The 11,726-nt window shown below is 49.8% G+C and carries 12 protein-coding genes; 3 read left to right on the forward strand and 9 right to left on the reverse strand.

All coding sequences use genetic code 11. The features are described from left to right. Nucleotides 1-73: 73 nt before the first annotated feature. The 5 genes from ABC395_RS23460 to ABC395_RS23480 form a co-directional block, all read right to left on the reverse strand. Nucleotides 74-334, reverse strand: coding sequence for a metal-sensitive transcriptional regulator (locus ABC395_RS23460; protein ID WP_413006228.1), 261 nt, complete (start codon nt 332-334; stop codon nt 74-76). Nucleotides 335-373: 39 nt separating this feature from the next. Next, nucleotides 374-784 carry a rhodanese-like domain-containing protein gene (locus ABC395_RS23465; protein WP_413006229.1) on the reverse strand — a complete coding sequence of 137 codons (411 nt, stop codon included), beginning with the start codon at nt 782-784 and terminating at the stop codon, nt 374-376. Nucleotides 785-872: 88 nt separating this feature from the next. After that, entirely contained in the window at nt 873-1,193 is a 321-nt protein-coding gene (locus ABC395_RS23470) for a rhodanese-like domain-containing protein (protein WP_413006230.1), read from the reverse strand. Between the two features lie 377 nt (nt 1,194-1,570). Beyond that, nucleotides 1,571-2,128, reverse strand: a complete 558-nt coding sequence (locus tag ABC395_RS23475; protein ID WP_413006231.1) for a DinB family protein — start codon at nt 2,126-2,128, stop codon at nt 1,571-1,573. A 222-nt stretch (nt 2,129-2,350) separates the two neighbouring features. Next, a complete protein-coding gene (locus ABC395_RS23480) occupies nt 2,351-3,322 on the reverse strand; it encodes a helix-turn-helix transcriptional regulator (RefSeq protein ID WP_413006232.1) in 972 nt (323 codons plus the stop codon). 503 nt (nt 3,323-3,825) lie between these two features. Between ABC395_RS23480 and ABC395_RS23485 the strand changes: the two genes are divergently transcribed. Continuing rightward, nucleotides 3,826-5,349 carry an MDR family MFS transporter gene (locus ABC395_RS23485; RefSeq protein WP_413006233.1) on the forward strand — a complete coding sequence of 508 codons (1,524 nt, stop codon included), beginning with the start codon at nt 3,826-3,828 and terminating at the stop codon, nt 5,347-5,349. 149 nt (nt 5,350-5,498) lie between these two features. Then, nucleotides 5,499-6,998 (forward strand): outer membrane protein assembly factor BamB family protein, encoded by a 1,500-nt coding sequence (locus ABC395_RS23490; protein ID WP_413006234.1) that lies wholly within the window; start codon nt 5,499-5,501, stop codon nt 6,996-6,998. Between the two features lie 70 nt (nt 6,999-7,068). Here the strand turns inward: ABC395_RS23490 and ABC395_RS23495 are convergent, their stop codons facing one another. The 4 genes from ABC395_RS23495 to ABC395_RS23510 all read right to left on the reverse strand — a co-directional run bounded on the left by ABC395_RS23495 (nt 7,069) and on the right by ABC395_RS23510 (nt 10,803). Then, a complete protein-coding gene (locus ABC395_RS23495; protein WP_413006235.1) occupies nt 7,069-8,034 on the reverse strand; it encodes a siderophore ABC transporter substrate-binding protein in 966 nt (321 codons plus the stop codon). 116 nt (nt 8,035-8,150) lie between these two features. Further along, nucleotides 8,151-8,909 carry an iron ABC transporter ATP-binding protein gene (locus tag ABC395_RS23500; RefSeq protein WP_413006236.1) on the reverse strand — a complete coding sequence of 253 codons (759 nt, stop codon included), beginning with the start codon at nt 8,907-8,909 and terminating at the stop codon, nt 8,151-8,153. Then, the gene (locus tag ABC395_RS23505; RefSeq protein ID WP_413006237.1) at nt 8,903-9,856 is read right to left on the reverse strand and encodes an iron chelate uptake ABC transporter family permease subunit; all 954 of its coding nucleotides are present in this window, start codon (nt 9,854-9,856) and stop codon (nt 8,903-8,905) included. Before ABC395_RS23505 ends, ABC395_RS23500 begins: the two co-directional genes overlap by 7 nt. Then, a complete protein-coding gene (locus ABC395_RS23510) occupies nt 9,853-10,803 on the reverse strand; it encodes an ABC transporter permease (RefSeq protein ID WP_413006238.1) in 951 nt (316 codons plus the stop codon). The genes ABC395_RS23505 and ABC395_RS23510 overlap by 4 nt, the downstream gene beginning before the upstream one ends. A gap of 416 nt (nt 10,804-11,219) precedes the next feature. Between ABC395_RS23510 and ABC395_RS23515 the strand changes: the two genes are divergently transcribed. Further along, the gene (locus tag ABC395_RS23515) at nt 11,220-11,711 is read left to right on the forward strand and encodes a DinB family protein (protein WP_413006239.1); all 492 of its coding nucleotides are present in this window, start codon (nt 11,220-11,222) and stop codon (nt 11,709-11,711) included. The last annotated feature ends 15 nt before the right edge of the window (nt 11,712-11,726 follow it).

Raw genomic sequence — 11,726 nt, forward strand, 5'->3', positions numbered from 1 at the left:
CCATTAATCCCATAAGGAATCACTGGAAAGCTCCTGTTATTTAACGTTTAGGCGGTGCCCCCGGAAACTCCGGTCAGCGGCTTTTTATAAGAAGCTCGACAGCTTCCTGCACCAGTTTGCCGGTATCCTTGCCCTGCTCTTCCTCCTGCCGGATGCAGTGCTCAAGATTGGTGGCTACGATATAAGCCATCGCTTTATCGGCCGCGCTTCTGACAGCGGAAAGCTGAGCGACGACGTCTTTGCAGTCTTTTTCATCTTCCATCATTTTGAGAATGCCGCGTACCTGGCCTTCCATCCGCTTCAGCCGGCGGACTATGCTTTCATCGTAGTTCATCGTGATCTTCCTTTCCGTGTAATGCCGATTGCTTCCTAGTTAAGGGCAGCCCGCTCCGCAGGTCTTCTCGGGACAAGTCCCCATAGCGCGAAGTCCGGAACGAAGCTGCATGGCGTACAGCCCTTTAAATCCCCGCCTTTTCAAAAAGCGGGCCGCTTTCTTGATATGACGATTGGAGTCCCCGACCAGCAGAATCCTGTCTTCCGGAGAGAACTCATCCTTCCACAAGTAAGGGAGACGGCCGACGGACATATTAATGGAAGGAAAGCCTGCCGCCTCTTCGTAATCCGAAGCGTCACGCACATCCAGTACTTTAATCCGTTCTTCCACCTTGGAAGTCATAAGCTCTCTCGCCTTCTCTTGACTGAGATACGACAAGCCCCTTACCGGAAGCCAGCTCAGCACAAGCGCCAAGATCATCATTCCCGCGATGATCTCCCACATAATCATTCGACATTCCCTCCCTATTCACGCTGTTGACAGCTATAAATCGGTTGCCGGTCTATCCGCCGTCTTTTGCGGCGCTTCCCCTCTTGCTCTAACGCCCGTATGAAACCCGATCCGTCCAGTCGTTCATGCCGCCGGTCATGTTAACGACGTTGAAGTTCTGCTCCGCAAGCAGTTCACAGGCCAATCCGCTCCGGTTGCCGCTTCGGCATACGACTGTAATTTCCCGGCCCCGGTCCAATTCGTCCAATCTCTGCATCAGCTGTCCCAACGGGATATGAACGGCCTGCCCGATATGCCCGTCCGCCCATTCACCATCTTCCCTGACATCCAGGATAAACATATCCTCACCGTCTTGGAGCCGTGCGGCTACCTCCTCCGGGGTACAGCTTTTTGGAATTTGAAAGGCCATACAGCTCTCTCTCCTTATATCGTATCTGTCTTTATTATCTTTAATAATATACCCATACGGGTATAATCCTATGATAGGTTTTAATCCTCTAACTGTCAACATAAAAATTACAGACTAGTCCGTGCCGAAAACTGTGGATAAATCCACATGTGGATATGTTTATAAAAAATTCAATCTTATGCACAGCTTGATCTTTTAGGCTGTTGATTTGTGTATAACCCTGTGTATAGATTTAAAATTTGTTAACGGCGGGTTTTATATCTTACCATCATCCTTGCCAAAATAAAAGAAAAGAACTCGGATTCCGAGTTCTTTTCAGGGTATTTTACTTAACACTTATGTACGGCATGTTCTTAAAAGCTAATGGAGCTAATTTCTTAGCGAAGGCCGCGTTCGAACAAAAACGCAATATAGTCGGTCGGGGTGCCCTTATGACCGAACTGGCGCAGCATGGCGGATATATTGCCGCGATGATACGTCCCGTGATTCACCACATGCTGAACGAGCGCATAAACATGGGTTTCCAGGGAACCGAACTGCGGATGCGACGGAGCCGTTTCGGCGGCTGCGCCTTCCCCCTCGGCGAAGAAAGCCCGGTACTTCTCCATGGCCAGAGCGAATTTCTTCTGCAATTCGTCCAGCGAGTCCCCCCGGCCCTGTGCATAAAGGTCCGTTACGACTTTCCTGGCTTCTTCAAAGCCGCCCCCTTTCATAATAACCAGCCACATTTCATCCATCATGTAGATATGATTCAAAGCGTCCGCAACGGACGGAAAAATGCTCTGGATCTGCTCGAAGGACAGCTCCTCGGGCAAGGCTTTGAGACCTGCAAAAACTTTCTCGTTCGCCCACACATGGTAGTCGTACTGCTGCTCCGCGTAACCGCTCAATACAGCGGTCTTTTCCAGCTCCTGATTATGCGTATCCGATGTCATTTTCGTTTCCTCCCTGTTCCTGTGGATATGTTGAGGTGCTGCTTTTACGGCCTGCGCATAACTTCGCCCCAAGCCCTATTAACCGCTTGCGGGTGACCGCCGTCACGGGACGCCACCTGTACGCCGGAGACTGCCCGTCGTCCGGGTTTTTTCTTTTTACCCGAAGCTTCCTTGCCTCATTAGGATAACCCGCATTAACTGACAATTCCGGTCAGTGAAAAGCTAAAGCTGTTTATAAAATTCAAGCAGACCGGATGTTACGTGAACCAGCTGCTCTTTCAGCAGGGGAGGTTCGACAATTCGGATCGACTTCCCGTAGATCATCAGAAAATAAGGGACAAAGCTGCGGATCGCCTTTTCTTCCAGCTTCATATGAATCTGATCCGTCGTTCGGTCGACTATCGCATGGCTGAAGAGCCAGTGATCGCACAGTTCGGTTATCGCCTTAGGCGCCCCTTGTATGACGATGGAGACAAGCTGATCCTCCCGGCTCGTATCGGGCAGAAGATTGTTCATAAAAAACTGGCGGGCGGAAAACCCCGCCGGCCTGGTAAAGACCCCCTCAGTCAGGGACAAAGCCCGGATACGGTCGACGCGAAAGCTTCGGAGCTCGCCGCGAAGGTGGCAGAAGGCGACCAAATACCATTTGCTTTTCCAGTGAACGAGCCCGTACGGATCAATACTCCGGCTCTGAACTTGGCTCCCCGTTAAACTTCCCTTGCTGTATTCCATATGGAGGGTATGCCCGTCAGCAACGGCTATCTCCAGCATCTGAAGATACGCCTCCAGGGAAGAATCCGTCGGGGGATGAATGACGTCGAAGCCCGCCTCGTGCCGCCGGATGGCGTTAAGCTGCTCGGGGTTCGTATACTGCTTGAGTTTTCCCACGGCGCTGTTCAGCGCGTCCCCGAACGGGTAGCCCGCTTCCTGCGCGAATATGGCGGCATGAACGAGGGCCTTCTGCTCGGCGGCATTAAAGAAGAGCGGCGCCTCCCGGAAATTCGGCAGCAGACTGTAACCGCCGTTATGGCCGGAATCCGCGAGTATCGGCACTCCGCTGGCGCAGAGCGCATCTATGTACCGGTATACGGTCCGGATGTTGATTTCAAGCGCCTCGGCCAGTTCGCGGGCGGTCATTTTTCTTCCTGACTTTAAGTGCCACAGCACGGCAAGCATGTTATCCGCTTTGGACATGTTCCATCACCTCGCGCTCATTTCCGGACATTTCCATTCTAGGGCCGCGGGGACGAAGTTTCAATCGGGAAGGTAAGAGGAGGACCCCTTTCCTTACTTTTTGCTGATATTTCAGCAGTACTCCGTAAAGATTACGGAGGCGCACTTTTTTTCCTTATTCCGGAAATCCGGAGGGAGAAAATAAGAAGACTCCTATGAGATTAAGTCCACCTAAATTGCTTTGACAAGCAGAGTGCATCTGTTTATATTGAAATACGGAAGACGAGGCTTTCGCGGATAAAGACAGCAAGTTAACTTCAAACTTGATACGGGAGCATACGGGTGCCCTTATTCTCAAGCCGCCTCCGAAACGGCGGAAAATACGGCCGCGATTTCAGCAAGCTCGCACTAGTCCTATCCTGGACCCTCTTTTATAGGAAAGGCGGTTCTTAAAGGGCACAAAGCGAATGGGGCTGCGTCACGGCCCTGTAAATCATTTCATTGAATCGGAGGAAACAAGCTTTATGGCATCTGCTAAAACCAAACATCTGGGCATCGTCATTGCGGGGCTCCTGCTCGGCATTCTGATGGCCTCCATGGACAATACGATCGTCTCGACGGCCATGGGAACGATTGTCGGGGAGCTCGGCGGACTCGACAAATTCGTGTGGGTTACTTCCGCTTACATGGTAGCTGAAATGGCCGGCATGCCGATTTTCGGCAAATTGTCGGACATGTACGGCCGCAAGAAGTTTTTTGTATTCGGCATTATCGTCTTCATGATCGGCTCCATTCTGTGCGGAACGGCAACTTCGATCATCCAGCTCAGCATCTATCGGGCGATTCAGGGAATCGGCGGCGGAGCTCTTGTTCCTATCGCGTTCACGATCATGTTCGATGCGGTGCCCGTGGAGCAGCGCGGCAAGCTCGGCGGACTGTTCGGCGCCGTGTTCGGCATGTCCAGCATTTTCGGCCCCCTCCTGGGTGCTTACATCACGGACTACATCCACTGGGAATGGATTTTCTACATCAACCTTCCACTCGGATTAATCGCTCTGGTCTTTATTGCGGTGTTCTACAAAGAATCGCACGAGCATTCCAAGCAAAAAATCGACTGGATGGGCGCGGTCACCCTGGTCGGGGCCATTATCTGCCTGATGTTCGCTCTGGAACTCGGAGGCAAAGAATATGCCTGGGATTCCGCGGTTATTCTGGGCTTGTTCGCAGGTTTCGCCGTCCTGGCGGTTCTGTTTCTGTTCATCGAAAAAAGGGTGGCCGAACCGATTATTTCATTCGGCATGTTCAAAAACCGGCTCTACGCCACGAGCAACGCGACCGCGATCTTCAGCGGAGCCGCTTTTATTACGGCGTCCGTCTATATCCCGATCTTCGTCCAGGGCGTACTCGGCGGCTCGGCCACGAATTCCGGCATGGTTCTGCTGCCGATGATGCTGGGCTCCGTCGTGACGGCCACGGGAGGCGGTTTCCTCATGAACAAGGTGAGCTACCGCGCCATAATGATTCCGACTACCGCCATTCTCGTGGCAGGGACTCTCCTGCTCACCACGCTGAACCCCGACTCCCCCCGGTGGCTGGTCACGATCTACATGGTGATCGTCGGCCTCGGAATCGGTGCTTCCTTCTCCGTGCTGAGCAATGCCGCGATTCATCTGTTCGATGCGCGCCAGCGCGGCTCCGCGAGCAGTACGCTGAACTTCCTCCGCTCGCTCGGCATGACGCTGGGCATTACGATCTTCGGCATCATTCAGAGCCACGCGTTCACCCGCAAGCTCACGGAATCGTTCGCCGGACAGGCTCAGGCACCTCAGGGGCTCGATACGAGCGATGCGCGCAGTCTGCTCGATCCGGCCAAACGGGCGCTTATCCCCGCTCCCGTACTCGATAAGATCACGCAGGCGCTGTCCTCCTCCATCGTCCATACGTTCGCATGGACGGTGCTGCCCGCGGCGCTGGCGCTCGTATGCGCCATTGCGATGAGCCGGGAGAAGCTGGACCCCAACCAGCAGCACGGGCCCGCTTCGCATTAAAAAACACTGATCTCGTGAAACAGCTTTATTTTATTAAGTTCATCCACTCCCTAATTATTTATTAATAACTAATTATTATAAATTACTATTAATTATTATTTATAATAAACCGATAATATAATAAATATTAAGGGAGAGGATGAATTTTTTTGAAAAGGATTAAATGTTTTATCTCCTTAGCTATTCTAAGTTGTTTGTTTTTCACCTTTGAAACAGCCACTATGGCTGCAACTCCATCATTCAGTCAGGGAAGTGCTTATCAGCAAGGACTCTATGATACAGGTTCCATGCAGCCACTTGGTGCCAATTGGAACAGAAATTCTCAGTTTAAAGCAGTTGATCAAAACATTCATTTAAAGTGGACTTACAAAATGCCTTCGGGCGGAAATTCGTCCGTTGTTTTGGATGAGAACGGAACTCTCTTCCTCAAGAGCTATGAAATTAATGCAACCCCCGCTTACAAAATGCACGCCATTAATCCCGATGGGACCCGCAAATGGCTCTATTCAACATCGGAAGAACTTACCCACGGTTCTCCCGTTATAAGTAAAGATAAAAAACTTCTCGTTCCTGCCGGAAAAAATTTAAAATCGATTGATCTCGTTACAGGTATAGCCAGTGATCTTCCATTAGATAATGGCTACCCGTCCCAACCGGCAATAGATGCCGATGGTACCATTTACTTGGCTGGTGCAGGAGGCAGACTTGTGGCTTACCGGCCTGACGGCACTCAAAAATGGAAATCTTCCTTTAATGCAAACTATTCACCCGGATACCTGGCGCTGGCCGCAGACGGTACCTTGTATTTTAAAGCAGGCTCCAACGGTTTCGGTTCTTTATATGCTTATGATTCCAAAACAGGCGTCAAGAAATGGGAGTATACAGGTGTAGGCACCAAATACACTCCTTCTGCTCCTGCTCTAGCTCAAGACGGCACGATTTATGTAGCAGGCCAGGAAGGGTTCGTCCATGCGGTTTCCCCTGACGGGACTTTAAAGTGGAAATTTTCCGTTGAAAAAACGAGCACATCAAGAGCAGTCATAGATCCTGTAGTCGGACCGGACGGTACCATTTATGTAGGCAACGGAACTCAAACCTTCTTTGCGATTAACCCCGACGGAACTTTAAAATGGACATATGCCGCGGGTATGATCCAAGCCTCTCCGATTATCGACAAAAACGGAACCATCTTTTTGGGCACAGACGGTAAGGTACTTGCTTTGAATGCTAAGGGAGTTCAAAAATGGACTCTTGATCTGAAAGCCTCCACGCTCACTTCGGCTCCGGCAATTGCCGCGGACGGTACAATCTATATAGCCGATTTTGACGGCTCTGTCTTTGCAATTGGCGGGGAAGTTTCGAATCCATCTGAACCTGAAACGCCGACCGATCCGGAAACACCAGGAAACCCCGATCCGGCTGGTCGTGCCCTACTTGTTATCACTTTGATGAACGGCACGGAGAAAGAATATGACCTTTCAATGAAGGAAGTAAATCAGTTTATCACCTGGTATGAAACAAAAGCTAAAGGCACAGGTCCTGTATCTTTTGCCATTAACAAACATGATAATAATAAAGGTCCTTTCAAACAAAGAAACGATTACATTATTTACGACAAAATCATTACATTTGAAGTAAACGAATATTAAATAAAAATGTCGAAAGACAGAAAAACCACCCGGATCGTCTGATCCGGGTGGTTTTTTGCTTTACTCTGACTTACTTAATCCCTGCGCTGACTTCTTTCACCATTTCGGATACGGATACGAGTCCGCCGCCGGACAGGTACCAGTAGTCCGGGTTCAGATAAATGATGTTGCCTTCTTTGAACGCTTTCGTCGTTTTCACGAGTTCGTTCTCGATGACTTTCTTGGCTCCCGCGCTTTCCGTACCGATTGCGGAGTCACGGTCGATAACGAACAGGTAATCCGGGTTTTTCTCTACGATAAATTCGTTGGAAATGCTTTGACCGTGCGTGGATACTTCGATCGTTTTGTCTACGGCCGGAACGCCGAATACGTCGTGAATGATGCCGAAACGGGAACCCGGGCCGTAAGCGCTGATTTTACCGCCGTTTACGAGGGTAATCAAACCGTTTTTGCTGCCTGCGCCGACTTTATCTTTGATGCCTTTGATCGCTTCGTCGACTTTGGCAAGCTCTTGATCCACTTGAGCTTCTTTGCCGAAAATCTGGCCGAGCTGCTTCGCGTTTTCCTTAAAGGATTCCATGTATCTCTTCGCGTCTACGCCCATGAAAATAGTCGGGGCGATGCTGCTCAATTCTTTGTAAGCGTCCTGCTGTCTGCCGGAAATAATGATGAGGTCCGGTTTCAGCTTGTTGATCACTTCGAAAGCCGGTTCTTTCAGGCTGCCGACGTTCGTGTATTTGGCTTCTTTGTACTTCTTAAGGTAAGTCGGCAGGCCGTCCTGCGGTACGCCCGCTACTTCTACACCCAGTTTATCCAGGGAATCCAGGACACCCATATCGAATACGACCACTTTGGCAGGGTTCGTTTTTACTTTCGTTTCGCCCAGCTGGTGCTTAATCGTCAGCTCTTTGGAAGCCGCGGCCGTTGGAGCCGTTCCTTCTTTGGACGACGTGGTAGCCGCCTCTTTATTGCCGCACGCGGCAGCCATAACGGCCAGTACGAGGGTCATGAGAAGCAGGGATAATTTCTTACTCATTGCAATCACTCCTATGGGTTTAATTGGTTTTTTAGTTAGCGGGCATGATACCGACCGGCATCATCCGTCTAATGGGTTACCATTTTGTAAAAAAGCGTTTGGCGGGAACTCGTTCCCTAAGCGAAGTACGTGCAAATCCGGTTGCCGTTTAGGTTGTGAATTTCGATGTCCATATCGTAAATCTCTTTCAAAACGGCGGAGTCGATGATCTCGTCCGTTGTGCCCTCTTTCACGACACGTCCGTTCTTCAAAGCGACGATATAGTCCGAGTGGCAGGACGCGAAATTAATATCGTGAATGACGATCACGATCGTCTTGCCCAGCTCGCTCACCAGTCTGCGAAGCACTTTCATAATCTGGACGGAATGCTTCATGTCCAGGTTATTGAGCGGCTCATCGAGCAGGATGTACTCGGTATCCTGGGCAAGCACCATCGCGAGGTAAGCTCTCTGCCGCTGGCCGCCGCTCAGCTCATCCAGGTATTTATCCTGGATATCCCCGAGCTCCATATACTGGATGGCCTCGTCGATGTACTTCTTATCTTCGGCGGTTAACCGGCCCTGCGAGTAGGGAAACCGTCCGAAACCGACCAGATCGCGGATCGTCAGACGAATGTTGATATGGTTGGACTGCTTGAGAATGGAAATCTTCTTGGCCAGATCGTTGCTCTTCCACTGTCCGATTTCCTTGCCTTCGATGAGCACTTCCCCCTGATCTTTGTCGATCAAGCGGCTCACCATGGACAGCAGCGTACTTTTGCCGGCGCCGTTGGGACCGATGAAGGAAGTGATTTTGCCTTTGGCGATCTGGACCGACACGTTCTCGACCACATGCTTGCTGCCGTATAGTTTGGATACGCCCTTGACTTCTACCACGATTTTTTCTCCTTTAATAGCAGATAGATAAAGTAGACCCCACCGATGAAGTTAATGATCACGCTCAAAGTTGTCGAGAAGGTGAATACCCGCTCTACAATCAGCTGGCCTCCCACTAAAGCGATAATGGAGATAAGGATGGAGCCGGTAATCAGCACGCTGTGCCGGAACGTCTTGAGAAATTCGTGCGCCACGTTCGCGACAAGCAGGCCCAGGAACGTAATCGGCCCTACTAGAGCGGTAGCGATCGAAATCAGGATGGCGACGACGACGAGCAGTCTTTTGACCACATAGTCGTAATCGATGCCTAGGTTGACGGCATGTTCTCTGCCCAGCGCCAGGACGTCCAGATATTTCGTGAATCTTGCAAAATAAACACCCACCAGAGCGATCATCACAACGGATATGACGAGCAAGTCCGTATTCACGTTGTTGAAGCTGGCGAACATTTTGTCCTGCACGATCAGAAATTCGTTAGGGTCGATCAGCACTTCCATAAAGGAAGAGATACTCTGGAAAAACGTCCCGAAAATCAGCCCCACCAGCAGGAGGAAGTACAAGTTCTGCCCCTGCTTTTTGAAAAGCAGCTTATACAGCACGCCGGTAAAGGCAACCATCAGGCCGACGGAGATAAGAAAATTCACGTTCTTGTTCATCAGGAAGCTCGCGGAGCCGGCCAGGAACACGATCGCGGTCTGAAACAGCATGTAGAGCGAATCGAGACCGATGATGCTCGGCGTCAGAATCCGGTTGTTCGTGATGGTCTGGAACACCATCGTCGAGAAGGCGATGGCGCCGCCCGTCAGGATAATCGCCAGAATCTTCTTCCCCCTGCGGGGAAGCACGTAATCCCAGTTGCCGGAAGCGTCGATCACGAGAAACAGCGCGATAAGCACAAGCGCGAGTACGGCAAGGAGGCTGATTTTAACTTTTGCTTGTGAATTCATAGGGCCTTTCTCCTTGCCAGCAGCATGTAAAGGAAGATTCCGCTTCCGATAACCCCGACCGTTAACCCGATCGAAATCTCATACGGGAAGATGATGATTCGTCCCAGAATGTCGCAGAAAAGGACGAACACGGCTCCGAGCAAGGCGGTGTGGGGCAGCGCCTTTTTCAGATTATCTCCCATGTAGAGCGTAACGATGTTCGGGATAATCAGTCCCAGGAACGGCAGCGTACCGACCGTCAAAATGACGACCGAGGACACCAGGGCCACGATGACGAGCCCGATGTTGACCACCTGTTTGTACTTCAGCCCCAGGTTGGTGGAGAACTCCTCCCCCATGCCGGCAATCGTAAACCGGTTGGCGAACAGATACGCGATAATGAGCACCGGAATCGAAACGTACATGATTTCGTACCGGCCCTTCATCACCATCGAGAAATCACCCTGCAGCCAGGAGGACATATTTTGAATAAGATTGTTTTTGTAAGCGAAAAAAGTGGTGATAGAGCTTACGATATTTCCGAACATCAGACCCACCAGCGGGATAAAAATCGTGTCCTTGTATTTCACGCGGTCGAGAATCTTCATAAAGATGAACGTTCCCAGCAGGGCGAATACGAAAGCGATAAGCATCTTCTCCAGCGGACCTGCGGAGGTGAACAGCATCATGGAGACCAGAATGCCGAACCTTGCGGAATCCATCGTACCGGCCGTAGTCGGCGACACGAACTTGTTGCGGCTCAACTGCTGCATGATCAGACCGATGACACTCATGCTCATGCCCGCGATCAGGATGCTGACAAGCCGGGGAAGTCTGCTGACAAGCAGGATATGGACTTTATCGTCGCTAAGGTTGAACAGATCCAGGGGGCTGATGTCTTTCACCCCGATAAAGATCGATGCGACGGATAAAACGATAAGCGCGATCACCAGATATCTCTTTTTCATAAGCTGTCCTTTGGGCGGGTAATTTTGTATATGTAGATCGGTAATAAGAACGTTTCTCATTAATAATGAGATTCATTATCAATTGGGTTCGTAGAGTATTATAACATCTCCCCCGGTTGTGTCAACCGGATGGCGGGATATTTGTAGTAGTAGGACAATAAAAAGAACATATTCAGCAATTAATTACCAAATACGCGCTGATACATGTAGATGCCGTCCATTAATCCTTGCTTGTACCTAAGCTCAATTGCGAGCGCGGTTTGAACTTTGCCCCTCTTCTTCGTGTGCTTAGGTTAAGATAAAAGTCCGATGGGAAAATAATACTAGAATCGAATTTTGCCATTGAACTGACGGCGAACGTTGGTTCAATATGAATACTAGCAGGCCGCATATTAGTAAGGAGGAGTGTGGAAAGTATGGTTCATGTAAAAGATATTTTATCCGATCAATTATTGGCAAATGCTGATGACCCTAGCTGGTACCTGCCATTTTCAGCTGCAGTCGAAAATTTGTCCGAGGAAGCAGCTTTTTGGAAACCTAGTGAAGATAGTCATAGTATCGCTGAAATTGTGCAGCATTTACTTTATTGGAATGAAACATGGCAAACCAGGTACCAAACATCTGATGTCAATACTGTGCCTCCCATAGGAAATAATAATAAAAGTTTTATAATTCCTAAGGACAAAAAATTCACTGATTTAAAAGATCAATTAGTAGATGTGCTTTTAAAATGGCAGGATCTGCTTACTGAAGAAAAAGTCGAAAGTGATGTAATCGGGTTTCCGGTATCCGCCAAGTGGTGGGAGTTACTTGGAAATTTATCCACTCATAATGCCTATCACATTGGGCAAATCTGTTATATTCGGAAGCTGCGAAAAAGCTGGAATGTAGATGAAAACCAAGAATAATTGGCGACGAGCTTC

The organism is Paenibacillus canaveralius, from assembly GCF_047238265.1.
GTDB lineage: Bacteria > Bacillota > Bacilli > Paenibacillales > NBRC-103111 > Paenibacillus_F.